The following is a 26942-nucleotide window of genomic DNA, read 5'->3' as shown; positions in this document are numbered from 1 at the left end:
GCGAAGGTTAGGATCACGGACCCTCGCCGCGACGCCATGAAGGCGTCGGGGGTCGTCACGAAACGGTTCCGAAAATCCCGGTGAAGCGCCCCCGATGAAGTCGCTCACGTACGCGTCCGCCCAGCTCCTTCGTGTGCTCCCGCGCGAACGGATCACACGAATCATGGGAGATCTCGCGGACGTTCGCTGGCCGCGCCCGCTCGAAAAGGCCGTCTTGGGCGCGTATTGCCGCGCGTACGACGTCGCCCTCGACGAGTGCGAGTCCCCCGAGCGTTGGTCGAGCTTCGACCATTTCTTCACAAGGCGCCTCCGCGAAGGCGCTCGCCCGCTCGCGTCGTCCACGTGGATTTCGCCGTCCGACGGTCGCCTCGAGTCCCCCGGGGAGGTCACGGCCGACTCGCTCTACATGGTCAAGGGCCGCCCGTACCGTGTCGAAGAGCTCGTCGGCGACGCGGCGGAGGCCAAGCGGTATGTGGGTGGCGGTGGGTGTGTCGTCTACCTCTCGCCGCGCGACTACCACCGGGTGCATTCCCCGGCGGCCGGCAAGCTCGTGTGCGTGCGCTCCATGCCCGGCGACTACTACCCGGTGAACTCCATCGGCCTCGACCACGTGCCGAACCTCTTCGTGCGAAACCGTCGCGTCGCGCTCGCGATCGACACGGAGGCTCACGGGCGGGTCACCGTCGTCATGGTGGCGGCGATGGTGGTGGGGCGCATCACGGTCACGGGGATCGACGAGCGTGACGTCCCCTACGGCACGTTCGACGTCTCCGTCGACCTCGCGCGAGGCGCCGAGCTCGGCATGTTCCACCTCGGGTCCACGGCCGTCGTGTTCTTCGAGAAAAAGGGGTTCTCCCGCTTCGTCGCCAAGGAAGGGCCCGTCCTCATGGGGCAGGCTCTCGCCGAGGGGAGCGCATGACCGTGAACGACCCGTCCGACCGTCCGGGATCACGCCCGGATGCGGAGCTCGAGCCTCCGGTGCGGGAAAAACCGCGCCTCGAGCCGCTCGACGATCTCGTCTTGGACGACGAAGCCGGCGACGCGACGGTCGAGGTCGAGGCCGCCGACATCCCCCCGATTCGAATGAAAGAGCCCTCGCGTCCATCCAAGAAGGAGCGCGTGAGGCCCAAGATCACACTACGAATCCCCGACGACGAGGTCGTTCGGCCCGAGCCGAAGCCCGAGCGCATCACGCGACCGGATCTGTCCGACGGCACCGATGTCCTCGTCGAGACCGACCTCGACGAGCCGTTCGGGGGCACCCACACGCGCACGAGCCCGGCGCCGCCCGGGGTCGACTCGGACGAGGAGATCGAGGTCGCGATCCCGTCGACCCCCGCGGTGACGACGCTCGCCCTCGACAGCGTTCCGCCCGACGAGCCTCGCGAGTTCGAAACGTTGCACGAAGGGCCCTTCGCGCCCGACGCCGAAGAGGACAGCTGGACCCCGTGGCAGCCGACCGCGATCGACAAGCTCGAGTCCGAGGCGCTCCGGGCCGAAGCCGTGCCCGCCGTGCCCGCGGAGATCGCGACGTTGCCCGAGGCCGAGCTCGAGGAGCTCGACGTGCTCGCCCCGACGGACGAGGCCGACATCCCGGTCGACGTGCCGGAGATCGCGGTCGACTCCGACGATCGCGGCCCTCAGTCGAACCCCCCCGAGATCGATCTCGAGGACATGGTCGTGGTCGAGCCCGCGGTCGTCCCGCCCGTTCGGCCGCGCGCGCCCAGCGTGCCCACGGGGCTCCCTCCGATGCGCCCGGCGTACGTCACGCCGACGTCGATCGGCATGGAGTCGATCCCGCCGGACTCCTCGGCGACCCGCGACGCCCCACCGACGATCCCCCAAGCGCCTCCGCCCGTGCACTCGGCCCCGCAGCTCCATCAGGTGCTCGCCGAAGGTGGACCGAGGGTGGGCTCCGCCCCTCCGAGCGCGCCGCCCCTTTCCGAGGTCAAGGGCGACAAAAAGCGCATCAAGCCGTGGTGGGAGGAGCTCTTCAACGACGACTACCTCCGCACGGTCGGCAACATCGGCGACGACGAAATCGCGGCCGAAGCGAGCTTCATCGAGGACAGCCTCGGCGTGGCGAAGGGCGCAACGGTGCTCGATCTCGCGTGCGGGACCGGGCGGCACGCCATCGAGCTCGGCAAACGAGGCTACCAGGTCGTCGGGTTCGACCTCTCCCTGGCGATGCTCGCGCGCGCCTCCGAAGAGGCCCAAGACCGCGGTCAGAAGATCAATTTCGTGCAGGGCGACATGCGCGAGATGACCTTCGAGGACGCGTTCGACGGCGTCTACTGTTGGCAGACGAGCTTCGGGTTCTTCGAAGAAGAGAAGAACGCCGCGGTGATCGGTCGGGTGCACAAGGCGCTCCGCAAGGGCGGGCAGTTCTTGCTCGACGTCGTGAACCGCGATTTCGTGGCCCGCGAGGCCCCGTCGCTCGTGTGGTTCGAGGGCGACGGCTGCATCTGCATGGACGAGATGCAGATGGACTTCATCACGTCGCGCATCCGCATCAAGCGCACCATGATGATCGACGACGGGCGCTCGAAGGAGATCGAGTACTCGGTGCGCGCCTACTCGCTCCACGAGCTCGGCAAGATGCTCCACGACGCGGGCTTCCGCGTGGCCGAGGTCACGGGCAAGATCCAGACGCCGGGCGTCTTCTTCGGATGCGAGTCTCCGAGGATCGTGATCTTGGCCGAGAAGCGCTGAAACGTTCGCCGAAAAAGCGTGAAGTTACGATGGGTTAATCGCCGAACGCGAGGCCGTCCGGGTAGACCCCGACGGTCCACCGTCGGCGCGTGACGAGCGAGGTCGGGTCGACCTCGAGCACGGTTCCGGGACCCTTGTGGTCCCCCTCGCACACGACGAAGACGCGCCCCTGCGAGACGCCGAACGCGTGGGGAGCGCGGCACTCGTCGGGAGGCTTCACGACCTGCGTCACGATCTTGCCGGTCGCGAGATCGACGCGCACGAGGCTGTCGGGCGCCTGGAGCGGCACGTAGGCGGTGTGGGCGTCGACCACGGCGGGCATGAAGGCCTTGGCGCCGAGCACGACGGTGCGCTCCCCGCGGAAGGCCTTCGCCCCGACGTCGAAGATGCGGAGGTCGTTCGACTCGATGTCGGCGACCACGGCCTCGTTCCCGCCGGGCACGAGGGTCACGGAGTATGGGCCGTAGCGCGGCACCCCGGGAACGCCCTGCGCGTTGCCGAGCGGGTAGCGGGCGACCGGTAGCTGCGGCTTCGTCAGATCGACCACGACGATCTCGTCGGAGCCGTAACACGCGACGATCGCGCGTGTGTCGTCCTCGGAGATGGCCGTCCCGTGGGGGGCCACGCAGACGGGCCGCTCGCCCACCTTGGCGAAAGAGCGTGTATCCCACACTTGGATCTTCGCGAACATCGTGGAGGGGCTCGCGTTGCCCTGCGCGGCCACGGTCATCGCCCGCTTCATGTCGTAGTGGGTCACGACGGCGCGCGTGCCATCGTGGGTCGTGACGACGTCCCCGGGGTTCTCGTCCACGTCGCGCGTGGCGAGGACCGCGAGCGTCCCTGGGTCGACCTTGGCGAGCGCGCCCGGTTGCGAGGACGCGCCGTGGCCTCCATGAGGGTCTTTCTTTTTGGCGGAGAGGCCCTCGGGCGGGAAGGCGAGCGCGACGAAGAGGCTCTCTCCGCCTTTCGTGCGCGCCACATGGTGGGGCGCCTCGCGGGCGTCTGGGTCGTAGTCGACCGAGACCGTGGTCACCGTGTCGCCGTCGCGGTCGATGGCGCTGAGCGAGTCGGAGCCGTTGTTCGTGACGTAGATGACCCGCGCCGTGGGCGTGGGCACGCGCGCCCCGGCGGTCGTGTGCCCCGAGGCCTCCGTGGGCGCGGGCTTCGCCTTCTTGCAGCCCGCGGCGCTGGAGGCGAGCGCGAGCGACACGAGCCCCCCGAGGGCCGTTCCGAGGTAAGAAAGGGGCGTGCGCGTCCTCTTCATGCTCGCTCTCGTCTTCGCCCTGGGAAGCTACACGATGCGGCCCGCGTTCGCGAACGGCCGCTTTCCGCTGGCGCAGCAGGCCATCGTGATCCCCGAGAGCGGTGGCAAGGGCATCTTGCTGCGGAGCACGTTCGGCCTGCTCGTGTCCCACGACGGTGGCAAGTCGTTCTCGTGGGTCTGCGAAGAGACGTTCGGGTACTCGGGTGCGTGGGATCCTCCGATCGCCTACGGGCACGACGGCACGCTCTACGTGGGGCTCGCCGACGGGCTCGCGACGACGCGGGATTTTTGCGCGGTCTCGCGTGTCCCCGAGCTCGCCGGGGAGACGGTGAAGGACCTCTCGGTCGACGCGGCGGGCACCGTGCTCGTCGTCACGACCTCGCCGGGCAAACCGAGCGCCCTCTTTCGGAAGCGGAAGGGCAAGCCGTTCGAGCGGGTGGGGCGGGGGCTCGAGGGCGCCTACCTCGTGACCGTCGACGCCGCACCCTCGCGCCCCCAGCGCATCTACGTGACCGGTCAGCCGCTCGGCACGCTCAAGGGGCGGTACTACCGCTCGGACGACGGAGGCCTCACGTTCACGGAGCTCGAGCAGGTGCGCAGCCACGATGGCGCGTTCTTCTTGGTCGGCGTCGATCCGAAGGATCCGGCGCGCCTCGTGTCGCGGTTCCTCCACTTCGAAGGCAGCGAGCTGCAGCTCTCGGAGGACGGCGGGAAGACCTCGAAGGTGGTCGTCTCGATCCCGAGCGCGATGTACGGCGCGGCGATCTCTCCGGATGGCTCGAAGGTGTTCGTGGGCTCGGGGCTCCCGGCCGACGGGGTGCACGTGTCGACCGACAGGGGGCGCACCTTCGCACGTGTGGCCAACGTCGGCGTCCAGTGCCTGCTCGCGACGGAGACCGCCCTCTTTCAATGCGCGAACCCCCTCGAGCTCGGAGGTCCCGCGTTCGGACGCAGCGACGACGACGGCAAGACGTTCCGCTCCCTCGCGTCGTTCGCCGACGTCGTGGGCCCGGTCGTTTGCCCGTCGTCGACGTGCACGAAGCCGTTCGCCGACCTCTCGGCCACGCTCGCACCTTGGCGTGACGGAGGCGCGCCCATGCCTCCCGTCGATGGCGCATCCAAGGACGCGGACGCGGGCTCCCCCGACGCAAGCGCTCCGAAGGTCACGGAGGCGCCGCGACGTGGGTGTGGATGTGCGCAAGCGAGCGATCGAGGGAGCACCGATTGGGGGGCGCTGCCCCTCTTGGTGTGGGGATTTTTCCTGCTCCAGTCCCGGACGCGTGCGCGGTGGGCGGGGATCCGCTGATCCAGTGTGCCGGTCCATCGGAACCCACCCTTCCGCCGCGTGCGGCGAAAATTTCGCGTTCGAAGCCGTCGAAGAGGGCGTATCGGCGCCAAAATCGAGTCTTGTGGGACCATGTCCGCGAATGTGGGCCTGGGATTCCGCGGGGTTGGCGCCCTCCTTGCAGACGTTCAGGTCATGCGCAAGACGTTCGCCGTTGCCCTCCTCGGTGGTGCTCTCCTCCTCGCGTGCGGTGACGCCGGTCAGAACACGTCCGGCTACTACCGCGGTCCCACGGGTGGCGATCCGTCGGCCCCGTCCGACCCGGCCAACCCGTCCAGCCCGTCGAACCCCAGCAATCCGGGGACGAACCCCGGGACGCCTGGCACGCCCGGGACGCCGGGAACTCCCGCGCCCACGGGCAACGCCAAGCTCGACATCAACCTCGACAACGCCGCTCCCCCCGTGGACCTCGGCAACGAGGTGAAGGTCACCGTCAACATCGCTCCGAAAGAGGGCTTGACCGGCAAGGTCGACCTCACGGTCACCGGCATGCCCGCGGGCGTCACGGCGACGTTCGACAAGACCAGCGTCGACATCGTCGGCACCGCGTCGTCGTCGGCCATCCTGACGATCAAGGCCAACACGGACGTCGTCCCCGGCGCCGTCGCGCTGACGGTCACCGCGAAGCCCGCTTCGGGCGACCAGAAGACCCAGCCCATCAACCTCGACGTCAAGCCGACCTACACCCTGAAGATCCCCGTCAACGCGGGTGCGCTCACCGGCATGGCGGCGAGCACGGCGTTCGCCCCGGCGGACATCAAGGTCAAGCTCGGCGGCAAGAAGATCGCCGTGCGGGTCCAGAACAACGACTCCGCCACGCACATCATCCACTCGGGCAACACCGGCGGCTTCAACCACGGCAACACCGGCACCCCCATCGCGGCCAACGGTGGCTTCGAGGGCAACGTGCAGGGCACGAACGCGCCTCGCGAGATCAACGCGGCGGGCACGTACGGGTTCTACCTCCACGACATCAACGCTCAGGGGCCGAACGGGCGCATCGTCGCCGAGTGACGCTCGGGCCCCGCGGCCCTCGTGAGAAAAAGGGCGCTCTCCTCGCGAGGGCGCCCTTTCTTTCTTCTCGGACGGCCTCTGCCGCCTCGCCTCACAGGAGGTCGGCGTTCATGAGCACGTCGATCGCGTACGGGGTCATGTCGGCCCCACCGAGCGAGAGCACGGCCACCGCGATCGCGCGGCGTGAGGCGTCGCTCGGGACGTAGAGCGTCGCCCAGCGTGCGCCCTCGCCGCGGCCCCAGGCGCGGCCCGTCTCGACGTGCATGTGCCTCCGTGATTCGGCGATCGCGACGGTGGTGCGCCGTGGGCCGAGCAGGGCGATCGCCCGTGACGCGAAGCGGACCCTGTCGAAGCGCTCGTTCGATCGCTCGTGCGCGAAGATGCGGGGGTCGTGCTCACGCGTGGTCTCTTCGAGGGCGGAGCTGTCTCGTCGGCGCGCGTCCCCAAGGCTCATGGGGTCACGATAGCCTCGCTTCGGCCAGCGTCGAGGGGTGCGCGAGCTTTCGTCGCTCCGGCCGTCACCCGCGGGAGAGCTTCGACTCGAGCTCGAGGTAGTACGCCACCAGGTCGCGCTCCTTGTGGCCCTTCGCGATGAGTCGGGACACCCGCCCGAACGGCCACACCCGCGTCTGCGGCGGGATCATCATCTCCCAGTAGCCGAGCTCGTCTCCCGAGATGTCGACCCACTCGGCGCGGAGGTTCCGCGCGAGGATCTCGCTCAGGAAGGCCCCGTGGAGCTGGACGTCGCGCGCGGCCTCGGGGCTCTCCACGCGGCGCTTCGCGTAGCGCTCGAAGAGGTACGCCTGCATGTGCTCGATCCCGGAGAGATCCGCGCGCAGCTCGACGCCTCGGGCCATACGGTAGGCGGCTCCGAGCTCGCGCGCCATCCACGTGAACTGGATCCGCGCCTCGAGCACCGACCCCGGGATCTCGTCGGTCGCGGGCGTGGGCATGAGGCCCGGGGGGAACGAAAGCGTCTCGGCGGCCTCGGGGCCGTCGAGTGCTTTCTTGGGGAATATCGGGGCTTTACCGAACCCTACCGGGGGCGGGCCCTCGCCGAGCGGCGGCCGTGTGGCGCCGCGCATGAACTGCCCCGAGAACGTGGGCGTGGGCATCTCGCGGAGGGCCGGAGGCACCGAGGGCCGCGAGCGAGGCTCGTCGTCCGGGGGGCCGGGGAACGACGACGGGAACGGCACCTGGATGGGCGGGGGCGTCGGATCGTTCTGTGCGGGGAGTGGGCGCACCGTGGGGGGCCGATCGGCCGGTGTAGGATGCAACGATCCCATCCCCGAGCTCGTCGGTCGGCGCGGCGGTGGAGGCACCGACGCGGGTCTCTCGACCTCGAGCTCGTCGGCGAAGAGATCGCGGGGGCGCGGCGCGCCGACACGGGTCGGAGTGGCGTTCCGACCGGGACGCGAGGACGTGGGGCCCACCATGCGGGTCGGCGTGGCGCTGCGCGGCGGGCGCGATTGGGCCGGCGGCACCATGCGCGTCGGTGTGGCGCTCCGAGCCGGAGGTGGGCGCGACGCGGCGTTCGAGGTGGGCGCCACCATGCGTGTCGGTGTGGCCGAACGAGGACCGCTCGACGGGGGCGCGTGCCTCGTCGGTGTGAGGCTCCGTGGTGGAGGTGGCGACGTGGCGGACGTGCGAGGCGCCTCGGACGTGGCCTCGAGCTCGGGGGGCGTGTAGCTCGGCGTGAGCGGGGGAGGGCGCGTGCGCTGGATGGTGAAATCGGCGTCGGTGCGGCCCTCCGAGAAGTAGGGGGGCTCGTCGTCGTCGGGGGTGCTCGAGGGGGGCAGCGACAACGTGAGACCCGCGGTGCTCGGGCTCGGCAGGGCGCGCGCCTCTCGCACGATGGCCGCGGCGCGCTCGCGGAGCACCTCGTCGGTCCCCTTGGCGTCGAGCACGTCCTTCGCGTAAGCGAGCGCCCGTCGCCCGTCGGCCGCCGCGAGCCAGGCCTCGCCCGCGAGGAGACCGAGCTCGACGAACGAGCTCATGGAGAGGGCCATCGCGGAGATGCGCTGCGCGAGGATCGTGGGTGGCTCGAGCTTCGCGAGCAGGTCGTGGCGCGCGCGGAGGTAGGCCGTGGCCGGCGTGCGCCCGGACATGCGCTCGATGGCGTCGATGAGGGGCCACGCGGCGCCGAGGTTGCCGCGGTCGAGGAGCAGCTCGACCTCCCACAGCTCCTGGCGCGACAGCGGGCCCTTGCTGGGGACGTCGCGCGTCTCGAGCGCGCGAATGAAGGTCGACAGCTTCGCCCCGACCGGGAGCCGCGGCGCGAGCAGCTCCTCGATGCGCGCCCGATCGAGCGGCTCGCCTCGCGCGCCTCGGCCTCCTCCGCGGTTCGCGAGGTCCTCGAGGGCGGCCGGGAGCCCCTCGAGACCGTCGAGCGTGAGGCGATGGAAGGTGCGCTCGCCGGTCTTGAAATGCTCCGTGATTTCCGATGTTTCCAGCTCGCAAGGGGTCTCGTCGGCGTGCCCGGCCAAGGCGAGCGCGAGGGAGAGCGCTTGGAAGGCGTACGCCGCGCTCGGGCGCCCCACGTCGACCGCGAGCGAGGCGAGGTCGAGGAAGGTTCCCTCGTACGTCGACGTCTCGCGGTCGAAGCGCGTCGACTCGAAGAGCCACCGCGGCTCGAGCAGCTCCACGAGCTTGCGAACGCCGCCGCCGCGCGCGTAGGCCGTGGTGAGGGTCGGCCGCATGATCTCGGCGAGGGTCTCGGCGAGCTCGGGAGTGGCGCCGAGCAGTCCGAGGCGCTTGCGGGCTTCGCCCACCGTGGTCGCGTACCCGAGCTCGTAGGGCCTCCCGAGCGCGTTTTTTCCGAGCAGGATGTCCTGAGAGTCGAACAGGGCGTACTCGACCTTGAGGGGGCCGCCGTCTGCCTGCACGAGCACGTGCCCGTCTACTTTCAGCCGTGAGCTCGCCACGATGCGCGGAGGGTACGCGAGCGCTGCCGGGCGGTCGAGTGTCGCGAAGGCAGGGCCCGGTCGAAGCTCGTGCGTGCTCGGGACCGGCGTCGAGCTCGGCCGAGCCGCCGTTCGCCCAAGATCTTGCGGCGGAGGCCCTTCGCCGAATAAAGTCGCTTCCCGGAGAGCTCAATGAACATTCGCACCTTGGCGTTCCTTTCGATTTCCGGCCTGACGGTCCTTGGCATCGCGTGCGGCGGCAAGACGCCCCCCAAAGAGCCCCCGGTGGTCGAGGCGGTGGCGGACGCGGCCCCCCCCGAGCCCGTCGACGCGGCCCCCGCGCCGAAGCCCCTCGTCGAACGACTCGGCGGAAAAGACGCGCTGAAGGCCGTCTTCGAGACGTTCGGCAAGAACGTCCAAGGCGACAAGAAGGTGAGCAAGATCTTCGGCAAGACGCTCAAGGTCGATCAGTTCCGGGACATGCTCTTCGAGCACGTCTGCGAGAAGGCCGGCGGCGAGTGCAAGTACTCGGGGAAGCCCTGGAAAGAGGCCTTCAAGGGGCTCAAGGTCACCGAGGCGCAGTGGGAGGCGTTCGTCGAGAGCCTGAAGGCCGCCATGGAGGAGAAGAAGGTCGGCGAGGCCGAGTCGGCCGACGTCATCTCCACGATCGCCGAGCTCAAAGAAGAGATCGTCGACCCCGCGACCAAGAAGAAGTGACACGGGCGCGGCGGGGAGCGAGCCTCGTCGCGTGACCCACGAAAAAACGCGGGACGGCCCAGGGGCCTCCCGCGTTTTCTCATGCCGCGTTCGAAGGAACGAGGGGCCCGGAACGCGTCGGCGCTCCGGGCCCGCCGGACCTCAGTAGCGGTAGTGGTCGGGCTTGAAGGGGCCCTCGGCGCCGACGCCGAGGTAGTCCGACTGCTCCTTGGTGAGCGTCGTCAGCTTCACGCCGAGCTTGCCGAGGTGGAGCGAGGCGACCTTCTCGTCGAGCTTCTTCGGGAGGGTGTAGACCTTGCCCGTCTCGTAGGCCTTCGCGTTCTGCCAGAGCTCGAGCTGCGCGAGCGTCTGGTTCGAGAACGACGACGACATGACGAACGAGGGGTGACCCGTCGCGCAGCCGAGGTTCACGAGGCGGCCGCGGGCGAGGAGCGTGATGCGCTTGCCATCGGGGAAGACGAACTGGTCGACCTGCGGCTTGACGTTGATCTCCTTGATCTCCGGGTTCTTTTCGAGCCAGGAGACGTCGATCTCGGTGTCGAAGTGGCCGATGTTGCACACGATGGCCTGGTCCTTCATCGCGCGGAGGTGCTCCGAGCGGATGACGGCGTTGCAGCCCGTGGCGGTGACGAAGATGTCGGCGATGGGGGCCGCGTCTTCCATCGTGACGACCTGGTAGCCTTCCATGGCGGCCTGGAGGGCGCAGATCGGGTCGATCTCGGTGACCATGACGCGGGCGCCGAGCGCGCGGAGCGCCTGGGCCGAGCCCTTGCCCACGTCGCCGTAGCCCGCGACGACCGCGGTCTTGCCGGCGAACATGACGCCCGTGGCGCGCTTCAGGCCGTCGCCGAGCGACTCGCGGCAACCGTAGAGGTTGTCGAACTTCGACTTCGTGACCGAGTCGTTGACGTTGATGGCGGGCACCTTGAGCGTGCCGGCCTTCGACATCTCGTAGAGGCGGTGGACGCCCGTCGTGGTCTCCTCGGAGAGGCCGCGGATGGGGTCCTCGCCCGTGAAGAGCTGCGGGTGCTTCTGGTGGATCCAGACGGTGAGGTCACCGCCGTCGTCGAGGATGAGGTTCGGGCCCTTGCCGCCCTTGAAGGCGTAGATCTGCGCCTCGAGGCACTCCTCGTACTCCTTCTCGGTCATGCCCTTCCACGCGAAGACGGGCACGCCCGTCGCCGCGATGGCGGCCGCGGCCTGGTCGACCGTCGAGAAGATGTTGCACGAGGTCCAGGTGACCTCGGCGCCGAGCGCCGTGAGCGTCTCGATGAGGACGGCCGTCTGGGTCGTCATGTGGAGGCAGCCGGCGACGCGGGCGCCCTTGAGCGGCTGGCTCGGGCCGTACTCCTTGCGGATGGCCATGAGGCCCGGCATCTCGCTCTCGGCGATCTCGATCTCCTTGCGGCCCCACTCGGCGAGAGAGATGTCCTTGACCTTGTAGTTCTTCGACGTGCTCATGACGGTCTCCTTGTTCGATGCGTTCGCCCCTCGGGGGCAGAAGTTTCGGGGAGCTCTCGCGTGAGAGCGCCCGGTTTTTCGGCCGGTCCGCGGCGGGCGACGAGCACCTGCCACGTAAGATGAGAGTCTTTCCCGCGCCCACGGAACGGGGCGGGGACCTTGGCGACCTTGGCGCCGACGAGGCCGGCGCGTGTCGCGAAGTCGACGAGCTCGCGAGGCTCGAACCCGAGCCACACGTCGGCCTCGGCGCGCATGGCTTCGTCGTCGTGGGCGACGTAGTCGAGCACCAGCAAGGCGCCGCCGGGCCCGTCGTGCGTCGGAGCCCGGCAAAAGCGCGAGAGCTTCTCGATCATCTCGGCGGGCTTCGGGGCGTGATGGAGAATGCGGGCGGCGAAGACCACGTCGGCCTTTTCGCCCACACGGCTCGTGACGGCCGGGTCGTCGACCTCGCCCGCGTAGAGCTCGACGTTCGCGTATCCGCGCGCCGCCACACGTTTTCCGGCGACCTCGAGGCGCGCCTGGGACCTGTCGATGGCGACCACCGTGTCGAACGCCGGCGCGAGCACGTCGAGCAGCGCGCCGTCGCCCGTGCCCACGTCGACCGCGAGCGCGCGCGAAGGCAGGAGCGCCGAGAGCGTCGCCACGTACGCTTGCACGGCGTCTCCGGGGCCCGGAGCGATGTCGGCATTCACGGGCCGGGCAAAGAACTCACGCCCGGACGCCTCGCGCTCGCGCACCACGTCGGTCACGCGGGCGAGGCTCCCGTCGGCCCGGACGAGCTCTTTGCCGCTCTCGAGAGCATCGGCCACGACACGATCGCTCGACGCCTCACGCGCGAGACGGACGAACGCCCTCGTGCCCTCGCGTCGGATCGTCACGAGGCCGACGGCCTTCAGCGGGGCCGTGTGGCGCGACACGTTCGGCTGGCTCTCCCCGAGGAGGTCGGCAAGCTCGCCGATCGCGAGCTCCTCCTCGGCGGCGAGCGCCAAGAGGCGGAGGCGCACGGGCTCGGACAGCACGCGATAGAGCTCCCACCGGGGGGAAGCGCCGAACGCTGGGCTCGTGTCCAAGGCCATGAGGAGTCTATATACGATGATGCGAATGAATGCAAGGAGTGGCGGGACGGCGAAAATTCCCCCGACGAAGCCGTCACGCGATGCGTCGTGCCTTTCGGGCGCCGCTTGAGATTCGCGCGCGCCCCGGTATAAGCCCGTCCGCCATGCCGCACACCGAGAACCCGGCCGAAGCCGACGCGGACAAGGGGCCGGCCTCGCGGGCGAAGGTCGCCTCGGGGCTGTTCGCTCCTCTGTCGCGCATCCCGAAGAAGCGCGCGGTCGTCGTGCGGCGCTGGGCCTCGCGTGCGCTCCTGGTCATGCCGACCGTGCTCATCGTCGCCGCGGACATCGCGCACCGGCACCAGCGCCTCACCCACTTCGACTCGCGCGAGAAGGCCTTCTATCTCATCAGCGTGCTCGCGAGCCTATGGCTCTGGGGAGGGCTCTTGGCGGCCGCCTCGCGCCATCGAGGCACGTCGCGGCACTTCGCGCGGGTGCTCGCGCTCGTCGCCGGGGTGCTCGCCTTCGGGGCTCAGATTTACCTGTTCGACAGGTACATGGCGTACATGAACCACAGGGCCGTCCTCGTGGGCACGCAGATGATGCCCAGCATCGGTCAGCAGCTCTGGTTCGACAGGTACGCCTTCGCGAGGGCCCTCCTCCCGCCGATCGTCCTCTCCCTCGCCATCCCTTACGTCGCGCGGAAGCTCGCCCCGACGCCGAAGGCCGTGGGCCGCTCCGCCCTGGATTTCGCCTGCGTCGCGCTGCTCGTCGTGATGTTCGTCGACCCGGAGCGCGGCGGTGAGCAGGGCGCCACTCCCGACACGCTCTACGTGTCCGCCATGGGCCAGCTCGCGCGCGCCCGGTGGGACCACAACGAGACGGTCGACCGGGTGCACCCCGGGCCACGCACGCCCATTCCGCTGCCCGAGCTCCACGCGAACCCGCGCGCGAAGCGGAACGTGCTCTTCATCATCACGGAGTCGGTGCGCTCGCACAGCGTGTGCGTCGAGCCTCGCGACGACTGCAAGCTCACGCCGTTCTCGAACGCGGCGGTCCCCGACAGGCTGCCTTTCACGCAGCTCCGCGCCCTCGACTCGACGACCGCGATCTCGCTCGCCATCATGTGGAGCGGCCTCTCGCCGGCCGAGTCCCGCAAGGATCTCCACTCGGCGCCGCTCCTCTGGGAGTACTTGTCCGCCGCCCACCTGCACGGCACGTATTTCACGTCGCAGAACCTGCTCTTCGGAAACTCGGGCACGTGGCTCGAGGGATTGCCCATCGACCGGCGCGTGAGCGCGACCGAGATCGACCCGCAGTCGACCTACGAGACCGGCGCCGACGACGGCATCCTCGTCGATCACGTGATCTCGCACCTCGACGGCCTCGGCGAGCCGCGCGTCGACGTGGTGCACCTCTCGAACACCCACTTCCCGTACAAGGTCGACCCTCGGTACTCGCCGTTCCAGCCGCAAGAAGAGGCCACCGGGCCCGGCTACGAGACGCAGATCCTGAACCGGTACCAAGACTCGATCTACCTCCAGGACATGGCGGTCGGTCGGTTCCTCACCGCCTTCAAGAAGCGCCCCGACGCGGCCCACACCGTGATCGTGTTCGTCTCCGACCACGGGGAGCAGATGCGCGAGCACGGCGCCGTCGGGCACACGGGCACGCTGTACGACGCGGAGATCCGCATCCCGCTTTGGATCGACGCGCCTCCCGGCACGCTCACCGAGGACGAGAGGAAGACGCTCGTCGCGCTCCGTCACGCCCCGCTGCTCTCGATCGACATCTTCCCCACGATCTTGGATCTCGTCGGCCTCTGGGAGGCGCCGGAGCTCGCTCCGTTCCGCGCGCGCATGCCGGGGCGCAGCCTCCTCTCGGGGGGGACTCCGCTCGAAACTCCAACGATTCTCACGAATTGCAGCGAGCTCTGGGCCTGCGCATTCAAGAACTGGGGCGCGATCCGCGGGACCCGGAAGCTCATCGCGCACCAGGGGGACAACCACTGGAACTGCTTCGACGTGGCCAAGGACCCGGAGGAGAAGACCGACCTCGGCATCGACGCCTGCCGCGATCTGCTCCCGCTCGCCGAAGGAAACGGGCGCGGTCGGCCCTTCTGAGCCGAGCGCGCCACGCGTCCGTCCGTCCGCGCGGGAGAGGGGGCTTTTTGGCCCACATCCGGGGGAGACTCTGCGATGCTCGCCCGGCATGGCCGAAGCCCCGAAGCCTCCCTCGTCCGTCACCGATCTCGATGCCATCGACGTCGAGTTCGACGACCCGCTGAGCGTCGACAAGCTGCTCGAGATCACGGGTGAGAACTGGTCGATCGACGCGCAGGTCGAGTCGCTCAAGGAGGCGACCAAGTCGCCCGAGCCGAAGGGCATCGCCCCGCTCGCCCCGCAGGTCCGGCCCCCGCTCCCGACGGACCTCGATCCGAAGAAGTCGATTCCGCCGAAGGCCGTCTCGATGCCTCCGCCCCTGCCGAGCGCTCCCCCTCCGGCGCCGTCGGGGCCTCAAGGCGCCGCGCCCCCGCTGCCTGCTGCCGCGGGCTCGAAGCCGAGCGCCGCCGCGAAGCCCCCTGCTCCTCCGCCGAAGCCGAGCGTCGCGCCGCCGCCGCTGCCGCCGCTCGCACAGGCCGACGCGACCGGGAGCCACGCGCGCCCGAAGCCGAGCGTCGCGCCGCCACCGCCGCCGCTGCCACCGTCGGCCGAAGGGACGGGGAGCCACGCGAAGCCGAGCGTCGCGCCGCGCCTGCCGCCGTCGGCCGAAGGGACGGGGAGCCACGCGAAGCCGAGCGTCGCGCCGCCGCCGCTGCCGCCCGCCGGAGAAAAGCCGAAGATCCGGCCGGCACCACCGCCCCCGCCGCCCGAGCCGAGAGAGCGCCTCTCGCGGGATGACGAGGCGACGACGCTGCCGATCGAGGGTCGCGTGGAGGCACTGGCTCCGCAGGTCACGCACGAGCCCCCGAAGCCCGACGCGCGGACGTCGGTCGTCGTGCCTCCGCCGCTGCCGCGTGCCGAAAAAAACCGGTCGATCCCTCCGGACGGCAAGATCGCCCCGGTCGGCGACGACGCGCGACCGAAGGTGCCGCCCCCGGCGCCGCCCGTGTCCGCGCCCGCGAAGCGCGAAGAGCCGGCGCGCGCCCGTGGGCTCGCCGAGCATGCCCAAGTGTTGATCCAACTGCTCGAGGCGCGCTCGAAGGCGCTCGAGGGCACCCAGGACACCGTAGGCCTCGCGCGCACCCTGCTCGAGCTCTCGATCGCGGAAGAGACCCTTGGTGACGAGGGCCGCGCGAGCGCACACGCCGAGGCCGCGCTCCGTGTCGACCCGAAGAACACGACGGCCCACGGCATCCTGCGTCGTCGTTCGTTCGGCAAAGCGAGCCTCGGGACGATGCTCGAGCACCTCGCGGAGGAGATCGCGGGCGCGACCATGGAGGCCGCGAGCGTGGAGCTCTTGGCGGAGCGCGCGCGTCTCCTGTCCGCCCGAGGCGATCGGCCGGGGGAGGCGATCGCGGCCTGGGAGCACGTCCTGACCCGAGCGCCGGTCCACGCGGGCGCGCTCCGTGGGCTCGAGGGTGCGCTCTGGGAGCAGACCGTCGAGAACGAGAGCGTCGAGGCCTTCGAGGCGCTGGTGTCGCACCTCGGGGATCTCGCCGACGCGTACGCGTCGCAGCCCGAGCTCTCGGCGTGGCTCCTCGTCGAGAGCGGCCTCGTGCTCGAGCGTCGCCTCGGGCGGCCTCGGGCGGCTCGCAGCGCCTTCGAACGGGCGCTCGCCCTCGATCCCCAGATTGGAGCCGTGCGTAGCGCGCTCGTCCGCCACGTGACGGCCACCGGAGACTTCGCCACGCTCGCGGCGCTGCTCGAAGAAGAGGCCGGGCTCGAGACCGACCCTGTCCGTGCCTCGCGCCTCGACCTCGACGCGGCCTGCATTTGCCGCGACAGGCTCGCGGACGACGGTCGCGCCATGTTCCTCCTCGAGCGCGCCGCGTCCCGCGTGCCCACGAGCGAACCTGTCGATCGCCGCGTGCTCGACGACCTCTGCGACCTCTACGAAGAGCATGGTCAGCTCGCCGACGCAGTCCGCATCCGCGGGGCGCGCCTTCGGTTCGTCACCGAGCCGTCGGTCATCGTGCACGAACGCCGACACATGGTAGAAGTGCGCGAAAAGCTTTCGGATTTTGGTGGTGCGATCGACGATCTGCGCTCGGCGCTCGAGATCGACTCCGACGACGCACGGCTCGTGGACATGCACGATCGGCTCCTCCACGTCGTCGGCCGTCACGACGAGCGTGTCTCCCTCTGGCTAAGGCGCGCGGCCGAGGCCCTCGACGCGCCGAAGCGCGCTCGCGCCCTCGTGCGTGCGGCGGGCGTGCTCGAGAAGAACCTCGGTCGGCCCGACGAGGCGCGCCTCCACCTCAAGGCGGCGTGGGTCGCGAGCCCGGGAGACGCCGAGACCCTCGACGCGCTCTCCCGCCTCATGTCGCCGACCAAGGTCGAGCCGACGACCGGTGAGGTGCGAAAGCTCGTCGAGCTCTATGCGCAAGCCGCCGATGGCGCGAAAGATCCCGGGCGGAGGATCGCGTTCCTCGAGAAGGGGGCGCTCCTCTGGGAGGAGCTCTTGGGCGAGCCGTCGCGCGCCGCGAAGCTCTACGAGGACATCCTCGATCTCGAGCCCGACCGGCGCGGCGCGGTGCTCGGTCTGCTGCGTACGGCGGCCCGCGTGGGAGACGACCGTGGTCTTTCGCGTGCGCTCCTCTCCGAGGCCAAGCGGGCGACCCCCCCGAGCGAGGCGCTCGCTCTCCGTTCGCGTGCGGCAGAGGCGCTCTCGCGGGTCGATCCGGCGCGCGCCATCGCCATCGTCGACGAGGTGCTCTCCGACGACGGCACCTTCCCCGCCGCGCGCGCCCTCGAGACCCGTCTCCACGAAGAGGCGGGGCGATGGGAGCGCGTGGCCGAGTCGCTCCGGGCACGTATCGCGAGCGCAGGATCGGTCGAAGAGAAGGTCGGGCTGTGGCTGTGCCTCGCGCGTGTATGCGACGTGCGTCTCGGGCAGACGCAAGACGCGCTCCTCGCGCTCGAGTCCGCCAAGAAGATCGACCCTGTCCACCCCGTGCCACCGGTCGAGATCGCACGGATGCTCCGAAAGGTGGGCGATTTCGAGGGGTTGCGTGGGTCGCTCGAGCGCCTCGGGGACGAGTCGATCGCGAAGGACGAGCGGTCGCGGTTCTTCGTGCGCGCCGCCGAGCTCGACGAGCTGCGTCTCGGAAACGACGCTTCGGCCGCGAAGCTCTACGCGCGCGCGCTCGCGGAGACGCCCGAGGATCCCCACGTCGCCGAGCGCCTCGAGCGTGTGCTCACCCGCCGCGCTCTCGCCATGGCGCCGACGCGCGTCCACGGCGACGTGAGCGTACACGTCGAGGGGCTCCTTCCCATCGCCGACCTCCTCGAGGCGCGGCTCCGGATCGCTTCGACCCGGGAGGAGGAGCTCTCGCTCTCGTTCGATCTCGCTCAGCTGCTCGTCGACTGCGGCAAGGACGCCGGGCGCTCGAGCCGGCTCCTCGAAGGGGTGCTCGAGGCCATCCCGAGCCACGTGCCGTCCCTCCGCCTTCTCGAGGTCTCGGCGCGGCGCCAGGGGTCGTTCACCGGGCTCGCGCGTGTGCTCGGGCAAGAGGGCTCCGCGTTCACCGACGTCCGCGCACGCGCCGGGGCTCTCTGGAACCTCGCCTGGCTCGAGGAATGGCGCCTGCCGGTCTCGGCGTCCGACGGGACGGCCACGTACGCGAAGCTGCTCGACCTCGATCCCACGGATCCAGGCGCCCTCGAGGCGACGGTGCGCCGCGAGCTCGCGAACGCGCGCCGAGGAGATCCGAAGGCGCGACGCGCGGTGCACGGTGCCCTCCGTGCGATGTGCGCGCTCGTCGCCGAGGACGGGCCGCTGCTCGCCCTGCTCCTACGCCTCGGCCTCATGGTGGAGGCGCACGCCCTCGAGACGGGCGAGACCGATCTCTTCCGGAGCGCCATGGAGCGGTTCCGTGCGGCGCTCGAGACCGACCCGCAGAGCGTCACGGCCGCGACGGCGCTCTCTCGGCTCGCGACGCGCCTCGGGGACGCGGCAGGCGCGCTGGCGGCGTCGATCTCGCTCTCCGAGCTCGCCTCCAAGCCCGACGTGCGCGCGCGCTACCTCGTGGATGCGGCCGAGATCCTGCTCGCGGTCGACCCGGACGAGAGCGAGCGTACCCGCGAGCGGATCGGGCCTCCGGAGGGTCGCTCCGAGCGTGCGTGCGCGCACCTCGAGGCCGCGATCGCCGCCGACCCGAACGCGCGCGCGGCGGCCGTACGTCTCGCTCACGTTCGCCGGGAGCGTGGGGAGTCCGAGCGCCTCGTGGAGGTCTTCTTCACGGCCCTCTCGCGCGCCAAAGACCCCGACGCGATCGTGCTCTTGGGCACCGAGATCGCCAAGGTCGCGCGGGACGATCTCAAGGAGCTCACGCTCGCGATCGACGCCATGCGAAAGGTGCGAGAGGCAGCCCCGGGCTCGATCCCGTCGCTCCTCATGCTCGCCGAGCTCTGCATCGCGCAGCGCGCGTGGCCGGAGGCGGTCGAGGCGCTCGAGGACGTGGTGGCGCGGGGCAAGGAGCCGGGCCCGCGGCTCACCGCGCTCTTCGCGCTGGCGAGCGTCTTCGAGAAGGTGCTGTCGCGCCCGGAGGACGCAGAGGCCACGCTGCGCCGCGCGCTCGAGATCGACCCCGTGAACCTGCGCGCCCTGCGCGCGCTCATCCATCGCCTCGTGGCCAAGCAGGGGGAACGGGCTCCCGGGGGCGAAGCCTCGCAGAAGCTGCCGATCCGGCTCGAGATCGCGGGGCTCCTCGAGCGGCTCGCCGAGGTCGAGCCCGACTTCGCCACGAAGACCGAGATCTTCCTCCAGCTCGCGGAGGTGCGCGCGAGCGTGAAGGACGGGCGGGCCACCGAGAAGGCGATCATCGACGCCCTCGCCCACACCCCCGCACATCCGCGCGCCGAAGAGCGCTTCGAGCGGCTCTACCGCGGACCCGACGGCAAGGTCGACGCCGTGGCCTACGCGAGAGGCCTCGCGGCGCTCGTGGGACGTGGCCAGTCGCTCTCGCGCTCGGACGCGACCTGGTACTTCCGGCTCGGGCGGGTCGAGGTGCGCGAGCTCGCGCGCCTCAAGGACGGTACGGCGCATTTGCGCCAAGCGCTCAAGCTGGCGCCCGACCTCCACGACGCCCGTGTCGAGCTCGCCCAGGGCCTCGCCAGGCTCGGCGCCCACGACGAGGCCGTCGCGGCGGTGATGGCGCTCCTGGTCCCGAGCGCGCGCCCTCTCGTCGCCGCCACCGACGCGAGCGTCGCCCTCGAGGTCCTCGAGCGCTCCCTCGGGGCCGACCGCCGGCCCGAGGAGGCGATCGTCGTCAGCGAGATCCGCGCGATCATGGGCGATCTCGACGAAGGACGGAACGCGTGGCTCCGCGCGAGGCGGCTCGGCCCGATGTCGCAGCACCACATGGCGCTCGACCGCGCGACGCTCTTCTCCCACGTGGTGCCGGAAGAGGGCCGCCACCCGATCTTCGAGGTCGCGGCGGCCGTAGCGGGGCTCGAGGCGAAGACCGTGCGCGGCGACCTCGCCGAGCTCGGGCTCCAGAGCAAGGACAAGCTCGGAAAGCGGAGCGGGCACCCCCTCCGTGCGCTGCTCGACAGGCTCGCGCGTGCGCTCGGTCTAGGTGACGTCGAGCTCGCGATCTCCCCACAGACGGCGCGCGTCCGCGTCATCGTCCAAGACGTCCCGTGGGTCGTCGTCCCTCACTCGTTCGCCGAGCTCCCCGAGCCCACGCAGCTCGCGGGTCTCGGCCGCGCGCTCGCGCGGATCGCCATGTGCGTCCCGTGGATCGAGGAGCTGCCCGCGCCCCACGTCGAGGCCTACCTCGTCGCGTGCGCGCGCCAGGCGATGCCCGCCTACGGTCGCGACGAGCTCGACGTGCTCCAGCAGAAGCTGTGCCTCCAGTACGAGCCGCTCGTCGCCAAGGAGATCGGCCGAAAGCAGAAGCAGGCCCTCGAACGTGTCGTCCCGGCGCTCTCTCTCGCGACCGGGCGCCCCGCGGCGGTCGACGTGCTCGTCGGGGCGATCGCGCGCGCCGAGCTCCGGACGGCCTACGTCCTCACGGGCGATGCGCTCGCCACCATCGACGAGCTTCGCGCCGTCGACGGAGCGCTCCATGCGGCGACCGAGAAGCCGGGGCGGCGCGCGGTCGAGGCCGTGCTCGCGCACCCCTTCGCGGGGGACGTCGTTCGGTTCGCGCTCGGGAGCGAGTCGGTGGCCCTTCGTCGCCGCGTCGGCTCGACCTGGGCGAGCTGACGGGACGCCCGCGACCTCGACGGCGCGCGGGACGAATCGGACGGAGGGGGCTTGCTATTGTTCGAAGGGTGTCTAAATAGATGCCCATCGAATATGTCTCACCGCGCTCTCTTCGATGCCCTCGCCGACGACACACGTCGCGCGCTCCTTCGTGCCCTCCGTGACGGCTCGAAGACCGCCGGCGAGCTCGCCGAGCCCTTCGATCTCACGAAACCCACGCTGTCGCATCACCTCAAGGTGCTCCGCGAGGCGGGGCTCGTGCGCTCGGAGAAACGCGGCACCACGGTCGTGTACACGCTCGCGGCGAACGTCCTCGAGGAGGTCGCCGCCGAGCTCATGTCGCTCGCGCGCCTCGGCTCCTCCGGGGCTCGCCCCGTCACGAAGAAAGGAACGTCGTCATGAGCCTCTCCAAGAAGCTGCGTATCGTCGATTCGGCGGCCCTCGCGCTCGTCGCGGGGACGCTCGGGGTGAGCGCTCTCGTCTATCCGAGGCTCCCCGCCCGGGTAGCCACCCACTTCGACGCGCACGGCGTGGCCGACGGGTTCTCCCCGAAGGTCGTCGGTGCGTTCCTGCTCCCCGTCATCGCGGCGGCCGTGTGGGGCTTCGTGCGGTTCTACCCTCGGCTCCTTCGGGGTGACGCGCGCGCGCGCGCCCTCGCGTCGCCGCTCGCCGAGGTCGCCCTGATGGTCGTCGCGTTCTTCGTCGCGCTCCACGTCGTGGTGCTCGACGTGGCGCTCTCGGGGGCGAGCTCGGGTGGGCGTGGGCTCGCGCTCGTGCTCGCGCTCTTCTCCGTCGCTCTCGGGCTCGTCATGCCGAAGCTTCGCCGCAACGGCGTCGCAGGGATCAGGACGTCGGCGACGCTCGCCTCGGACGAGACCTGGGCGAGGACACACAGGTTCGGAGGTGCGGTCCTCGTCGTCGGGGGAGTCGTAGGTCTCTTCGGGGCCGCGCGCGGCCTCGTGGTGGTGCCCGTCGTGGCCCTCGTCCTCGCGTCCCTCGCCGCGGTGGTCTACTCCTACGTGATTCGTCCGAAGGCGTCGCGCCCGTGACGTGAGCCGCGGCGCACACGCCGGGCGAGGCTCCCGAACCTCGCCCGGCCCCGCGGGCGCCGACCAAAACGCGCGCTGGACGACTCTCGTCCCGCGCGTCGGCGATTTGGACTACCATGCCCGCGGGGCACCATGGCGACGCTGCGCGCGGGCGACAAAATAGGGAAATACGAGCTCCTTCATCCGGTGGGTGAGGGTGGGATGGGCGAGGTCTGGGTCGGGCGCCTCCGCTCGATCGGGGGCTTCGAGTCGTACGTCGCCATCAAGGTGATCCACGGGCGGTTCGCGCTCGACAAACGCTTCCGCGACATGTTCCTCGACGAGGCGCGCGTATCGGCGGTCATCTCGCACCCCAACGTGGTCGCCACGTACGACCTCGCGGTCGAGGGCGAGATGCTCTACCAGGTGCTCGAGTACGTCGACGGTGACTCGCTCGCGGGCATCCAGGCCGCCATGGAGGAGCGGCAAGAGAAGATGCCGCTGCCGGTCGCGCTCCGCATCGGCGCCGACGTGTGCGCCGGCCTGCACGCGGCCCACGAGCTTACGTTTCCCGATGGTCGCCAGGCGAACATCGTCCACCGCGACGTGTCTCCGCAGAACGTCCTGCTCGGCGTGAACGGGGCCGTGAAGCTCATCGACTTCGGCGTCGCGCTGATGCAAGACCGTCTCGCTCAAGACTCGCAGGGGACCCTCAAAGGGAAGCTCCGGTACATGCCACCGGAGCAGGCGAGGGGAGAGAAGGTCGACCGTCGCGCCGACGTGTACGCCGTGGGCGCCGTGCTCTACGAGATGATCTCGGGCCGCCTCCCGTTCGACGACCGCACCGAAGCGCTCTATTTCCGCTCTCTCATCCAGGGCGATCCCCCCGCGCCCCTACCCGACGACGTGCCGACCGACGTTCGCGAGGTCGTGCTCCGCGCCATGGCTCCCTCGGCCTCCGATCGCTTCGCTACGGCGGCGGAGCTCGGCGAGGCGCTGTCCGACGCGTCGCGAAAAAAGCCGGCCAACGTCGCGAATTTCGTCGAGATTCACCTGTCGCCCCGCGCGCACGAGCGGCGCAAAGTGGTCCGCAGCCACGCGACCAAGGTTCGGGACGAGCCGAACCTCGACGCCGATACGTCCGTCTCGTCGACGCCGGGAGCGCAGGGCACCTCCTCGAGCACCGGCCCCTCGGCGGCCCAGGCCGCGGCGCCCACCGAGCGTGTCGTCGTGACCCCCGCGAGCACCGGGCGTATGGCCAAGGCGGGCACCCGCACGGACGTCTTCGGCGATACCGTCCCACCGCCCGCGGAGCCAGGGAGCCTGGAGATGCCGGAGGTTCCGTCGTTGGCTCTCGATTTGGACATGGGCCGACCGAACGCGCCCGCGCCCGCACCCCGGACGGCGATGGTCGCTCGCCCCCCTGCAGAGCCGCAGCCGAGCAAGGTCACGACGATGCTCGAGCCCGCGCCTCGGCGTGTGCAAGCCGTCACGGGGACCCACTCGCGCGGCCTCGAAGCGTCGCGCCCGGAGCTTCGTGACCCGGCCTCGGAGAAGTCGGGGCGGGCCGTCCGCAACGCGCTCGGGTTCGTCGTGGGGATCGCGGTGCTCGGGGTGGCGCTCGTCCTCGCCTTGCCGACGCTCGCCAAGAGGAAGGTCGTGCGGGCCGCGGCAGAGCGTGGGATCGCGCTCGAGGTGGGGCACGTCTCGGTGGGCTTCTCGGGGATCGAGCTGTCCGAGGTCTCGGCCACGGGGCCAGGGCTGCCCCTCAAGTCGGCCACCGTCACGAGCCTGCGCCTCCTTCGAGACGGCAAGGTCAAGATCCAAGGGGTCGACGCGAAGCTCGAGGGGCCCGCTGCCGAGCTCCCCGCGGCGCTCGCCAAGGTCGCGGCCGGCAAAGACGAGGTCGAGCTCGACGTGAACGACGCGAAGGTGAGCTGGGGCGGGCTCTTCGGCGCCGGCAGCGCGCTCGACGCCCGTGACGTGAGGTTCGGGTTCGTGCGCGACGAGGGCGACGAAGAGCCCCACGGCGTCACGGCCTACTCGCCCGAGGTCACGCTCACGACGGTGTACGGCAAGGCTGGCCCCTTCACGGTGAACGTCGACGAGAGCGACGGGAAGCGGCGCGCGCGTGTCGTCTTCGAGGCCGGAAAGTCCGAGGGGCCGAACGCGTTCGTCGTGCTTGGCGGCGCGACCGCACCGACGCACTACACGGTGAGGATCCCGAAGACGAAGCTCTCCGCGTTGCATGTTCCGCCCGCTTACCTCGGGCTCCGCGCGGGCGAGGACCCGGAGCTCGAGGTGACCGGCTCGGTGCAGGTCGAGCCCGAAGGCCGCATGAAGGGCGACGTGAAAGCGACCGTGTTCGGGATCTCCGTGGCCGAGAGCCGAACGAAGACACCCCTCGACCTCGAGCTCGCCGTGCGCGCCGATCCGAAGAAGCCCATCGAGATCACGAAGGGGGTCGCGTCGTACGGTCCCCTCACGGCCGACTTCGGCGGGACGATCGAGCGCGAGCCCATCGGTGGAGAGATCCGCTTCGTCTCGAAGGCGCTCCCGTGCTCGTACTTCGCCGGCGCCGAGGCGAAGAAGGCGCTCGGTGTGGCGGGCCCCCTGGCCCTCGAGCTCTTCGGCAAGGCGCTCAGGGTCACGGGCGTCGTGAACGTGCGAGGGTCGTACACGTTCTCGCTGGAGAAGCTCGGCGAGGCGAAGCTTCGGCTCGACGTCCGCGACACGTGCGGCGTCACCCTCTTCGGCAACTGACCTCGGACCGCTTTCGGGGCGCACCCTCACGAAATCCTTCGTGCGTCGGGGCGATCTTTCGCTAAAAGGCGGTCTCGTCGACCGGCGCTATCGCCAAAGCCAACGGAGTTTCCCATGCGTGGTTTCTTGAGCCCTGCTCTTCGTAAGACCCAGACCGAGCCGCAGATCCGCTTCTCGGGCCTCGCTCGCGGCCGCCGCGTGAAGCTCGCGGCCTCGGCGAAGACCACCCTCGTGAAGGCCGATCAGTGGGCCCGCGGGGAAGAGGTCGACACCCAGGTGGCCGAAGCGCTGCTCACCGCGCTCTCGTCGCTCAAGGCCAAAAAGTAGATAAGTTTCTGGCACTTAGGTGCCCTTGTCACCCTCCTGGCTCGCCCTGTCTCTTCGGAGCCGGCGGGCCAGAGGTGCGATAGTGTCCTACTTATTGTGGCGAGATGTTCCGGTCGCGTGATCCGCTTTCCTGAGGGACGATACGGATCGGAGCAGATGTCGCGCCCCATGCCCGCCACCGAGCCGTCTCGTGAGACACAAGCCCCGGTCTCGGCCACGATGCTGCTCGCGCGCGACGCGGCACGAGGGGACACCGCGGCGACGGCCCAGCTCCTCCGCGCCGTGGCGCCGCTCGTGAACCGGGTCGTTCGTGCGATGCTCGGCGGTGGCCACCCGGACGTGCCCGACGTGGTGCAACAGTCGTTGATCGGGCTCGTGCGAGCGCTGCCGGCGTTCCGCGGGGAGTGTGCGCCCGAGGGGTACGCGCAGACGATCGCCATGCGCACGGCGCTGCTCGCGCGGAAGCGCTGGCGCCTCGATCGCCTCCGCCGCGACGACGACGCCGAGACCGAGGTCACGGTCGATCCGAAGGCCTCGCCCGAGGACACGGCCCTCTCCGAGCGCCGGCGCACGCTCCTCCGAGAGCTCATGCTCGAGATCCCCGAGGAGCAGGCCGAGGCGCTCGGTCTCCGGATCATGCTCGGTTGGTCGCTCGAAGAGGTGGCTCAGGCCGCGGGGGCGCCGCTCAACACGATTCGGAGCCGGCTGCGCCTCGCGAAAGAGGCCCTCCGCAAGCGCATCGAGGCCGCCCCCGAAGTCTACGCCGCGTTGGAGGTGGGAGAATGAGCCCCTCCGAAATGACCCGCAAGCTCGCGCAGCTCCACCCCGAGGACCTCATCGACAAGGAGGCCCGCGGAGACATCACCGAGGACGAGCTCGTCCGCCTCGAGGCCCACGTCGCGATCTGTTCGGCGTGCCGAGCCGAGCGCCTGATGCGGGCCGATTTCGAGGACGAGGGCGGAGATCGCATCTCGTTCACGAACCTCGTCGAGGGGGCGCTCGGCGCCTTGGCCGCTCCGCCCGTGGACGGGACGAAGGCGCCCGAGCCCGCCGACGTCAAGCAAGAGCCGCCGGGCTCGCCCGAGCTCGCCCCACCGAAGCGTCGCACCGCGGTCGTGGTGGCTCCGCGGCCCTGGAAGCGCGTGGCGATCCTCCTGGCCGCGGCGTTCGTGCTCTTCGCGACGGTGGCTTATGCCTCGGAAGGCGGGAGAGCCCTCGCGCGCAAAGTGTCGTCGATGCTGGGCGCCGAGAGCGAGACGCGTGAGAAGGTCCCGTCTCCGGTCACGCCCGCGAGCCTCCCCGCCGTGGCACCCGCCGCGCTCCCGTCGAAGACGGAGCTGCCCACCGCGGTGGATTCCCCGACCGAGCCCTCGGTCGCCTCGCCTCCCGTCCCGCCGGCACCGATCGTCGCGCGCGCCGTCGTCGAGCCGGGGAAGGTCTCGCATATGGCTCCGTCGGAGCACGCGGCCTCGACGGGGATCGAGCGGCCTTCGATGCTCCCGTCGTCGTCCGCCGGCGACGTCACGCCGCTTGCGGTGCCCCCGCCTTCTCCCCCCGCCGAGCCCGAGATCGACGCCGCGACCGCCTTCGGTCACGCGAACGCCCTTCGTCACCGCGGGGATCGCCAAGGGGCGCTCGCCGCGTACGGGGACCTCGTCGCGCGGTTCCCCAAGAGCCGCGAGGCCGCCACCGCGCAGGCTCTCCGTGGGCGCATTCTCCTCGAGGAACGTGAGGCCGTCCGTGCGCTCTCCGCGTTCGACGCCTACCTCGCGACCGGTCGCGGCGAGCTCCGCGAAGAGGCGATGGCCGGCCGGGCGCGTGCCTACGCGATGCTCGGCCGGGCCGATGGCGAGCGCGCCGCTTGGGAAGCGCTCCTCTCCGCGTATCCCCACGGCCCTTCTTCCGAGCACGCGCGGCTTCGTGTGGGCGCCTTGTCCGGGCGGTAAGCACGAGCGGCTTCCGCGAGCGCCTTGTGTGGGG

At 70.5% G+C, this 26942-nt stretch carries 18 protein-coding genes; 13 read left to right on the top strand and 5 right to left on the bottom strand.

What is annotated here, in order from left to right; genetic code table 11:
* Nucleotides 1-94 precede the first annotated feature (94 nt).
* Both psd and IPK71_25845 read left to right on the top strand, forming a co-directional pair.
* The gene (gene psd / locus IPK71_25850; GenBank protein MBK8217164.1) at nucleotides 95-919 is read left to right on the top strand and encodes a phosphatidylserine decarboxylase; all 825 of its coding nucleotides are present in this window, start codon (nucleotides 95-97) and stop codon (nucleotides 917-919) included.
* Nucleotides 916-2712: a methyltransferase domain-containing protein gene (locus tag IPK71_25845; GenBank protein ID MBK8217163.1), complete on the top strand. Its 1797-nt coding sequence runs from the start codon at nucleotides 916-918 to the stop codon at nucleotides 2710-2712. The genes psd and IPK71_25845 overlap by 4 nt, the downstream gene beginning before the upstream one ends.
* A gap of 34 nt (nucleotides 2713-2746) precedes the next feature.
* Here the strand turns inward: IPK71_25845 and IPK71_25840 are convergent, their stop codons facing one another.
* A complete protein-coding gene (locus IPK71_25840; protein ID MBK8217162.1) occupies nucleotides 2747-3976 on the bottom strand; it encodes a hypothetical protein in 1230 nt (409 codons plus the stop codon).
* On the opposite strand from IPK71_25840, the gene IPK71_25835 reads away from it, so the two are divergent.
* Both IPK71_25835 and IPK71_25830 read left to right on the top strand, forming a co-directional pair.
* Nucleotides 3960-5282, top strand: coding sequence for an exo-alpha-sialidase (locus tag IPK71_25835; protein MBK8217161.1), 1323 nt, complete (start codon nucleotides 3960-3962; stop codon nucleotides 5280-5282). The two genes, IPK71_25840 and IPK71_25835, sit on opposite strands and share 17 nt — an antisense overlap.
* Nucleotides 5283-5456: 174 nt before the next feature.
* Nucleotides 5457-6335, top strand: coding sequence for a hypothetical protein (locus IPK71_25830; GenBank protein ID MBK8217160.1), 879 nt, complete (start codon nucleotides 5457-5459; stop codon nucleotides 6333-6335).
* Nucleotides 6336-6426: 91 nt separating this feature from the next.
* Here the strand turns inward: IPK71_25830 and IPK71_25825 are convergent, their stop codons facing one another.
* Together IPK71_25825 and IPK71_25820 are read right to left on the bottom strand one after the other, a co-directional pair.
* A complete protein-coding gene (locus IPK71_25825) occupies nucleotides 6427-6789 on the bottom strand; it encodes a hypothetical protein (GenBank protein MBK8217159.1) in 363 nt (120 codons plus the stop codon).
* A 64-nt stretch (nucleotides 6790-6853) separates the two neighbouring features.
* The gene (locus IPK71_25820; protein ID MBK8217158.1) at nucleotides 6854-9259 is read right to left on the bottom strand and encodes a hypothetical protein; all 2406 of its coding nucleotides are present in this window, start codon (nucleotides 9257-9259) and stop codon (nucleotides 6854-6856) included.
* A 171-nt stretch (nucleotides 9260-9430) separates the two neighbouring features.
* Between IPK71_25820 and IPK71_25815 the strand changes: the two genes are divergently transcribed.
* Nucleotides 9431-9955, top strand: coding sequence for a group 1 truncated hemoglobin (locus IPK71_25815; protein MBK8217157.1), 525 nt, complete (start codon nucleotides 9431-9433; stop codon nucleotides 9953-9955).
* Nucleotides 9956-10096: 141 nt separating this feature from the next.
* Here the strand turns inward: IPK71_25815 and IPK71_25810 are convergent, their stop codons facing one another.
* On the bottom strand, nucleotides 10097-11416 hold the full coding sequence (locus IPK71_25810) for an adenosylhomocysteinase (GenBank protein ID MBK8217156.1): 1320 nt from the start codon (nucleotides 11414-11416) through the stop codon (nucleotides 10097-10099).
* Nucleotides 11413-12492, bottom strand: a complete 1080-nt coding sequence (locus IPK71_25805) for a metalloregulator ArsR/SmtB family transcription factor (protein ID MBK8217155.1) — start codon at nucleotides 12490-12492, stop codon at nucleotides 11413-11415. Before IPK71_25805 ends, IPK71_25810 begins: the two co-directional genes overlap by 4 nt.
* A 143-nt stretch (nucleotides 12493-12635) precedes the next feature.
* Here IPK71_25805 and IPK71_25800 point away from each other — a divergent pair, with 143 nt between their 5' ends.
* From IPK71_25800 to IPK71_25765, 8 genes are all read left to right on the top strand, one after another.
* The gene (locus IPK71_25800) at nucleotides 12636-14594 is read left to right on the top strand and encodes a sulfatase-like hydrolase/transferase (protein MBK8217154.1); all 1959 of its coding nucleotides are present in this window, start codon (nucleotides 12636-12638) and stop codon (nucleotides 14592-14594) included.
* Nucleotides 14595-14682: 88 nt separating this feature from the next.
* A complete protein-coding gene (locus IPK71_25795; GenBank protein ID MBK8217153.1) occupies nucleotides 14683-20844 on the top strand; it encodes a tetratricopeptide repeat protein in 6162 nt (2053 codons plus the stop codon).
* Nucleotides 20845-20937: 93 nt separating this feature from the next.
* On the top strand, nucleotides 20938-21246 hold the full coding sequence (locus IPK71_25790; GenBank protein ID MBK8217152.1) for a winged helix-turn-helix transcriptional regulator: 309 nt from the start codon (nucleotides 20938-20940) through the stop codon (nucleotides 21244-21246).
* Nucleotides 21243-21893: an SdpI family protein gene (locus IPK71_25785; GenBank protein MBK8217151.1), complete on the top strand. Its 651-nt coding sequence runs from the start codon at nucleotides 21243-21245 to the stop codon at nucleotides 21891-21893. The genes IPK71_25790 and IPK71_25785 overlap by 4 nt, the downstream gene beginning before the upstream one ends.
* Before the next feature lie 132 nt (nucleotides 21894-22025).
* Nucleotides 22026-24635, top strand: a complete 2610-nt coding sequence (locus IPK71_25780) for a protein kinase (protein ID MBK8217150.1) — start codon at nucleotides 22026-22028, stop codon at nucleotides 24633-24635.
* A 114-nt stretch (nucleotides 24636-24749) separates the two neighbouring features.
* A complete protein-coding gene (locus IPK71_25775; protein ID MBK8217149.1) occupies nucleotides 24750-24962 on the top strand; it encodes a hypothetical protein in 213 nt (70 codons plus the stop codon).
* Between the two features lie 168 nt (nucleotides 24963-25130).
* Complete coding sequence (locus tag IPK71_25770) at nucleotides 25131-25748, top strand: RNA polymerase sigma factor (GenBank protein ID MBK8217148.1); 618 nt, start codon at nucleotides 25131-25133, stop codon at nucleotides 25746-25748.
* On the top strand, nucleotides 25745-26908 hold the full coding sequence (locus IPK71_25765; GenBank protein ID MBK8217147.1) for a zf-HC2 domain-containing protein: 1164 nt from the start codon (nucleotides 25745-25747) through the stop codon (nucleotides 26906-26908). Before IPK71_25770 ends, IPK71_25765 begins: the two co-directional genes overlap by 4 nt.
* Nucleotides 26909-26942 lie beyond the last annotated feature (34 nt).

The organism is Myxococcales bacterium, from assembly GCA_016712525.1.
GTDB lineage: Bacteria > Myxococcota_A > Polyangia > Polyangiales > Polyangiaceae > JAAFHV01.
This window is presented reverse-complemented; position numbering and strand designations above follow the sequence as displayed.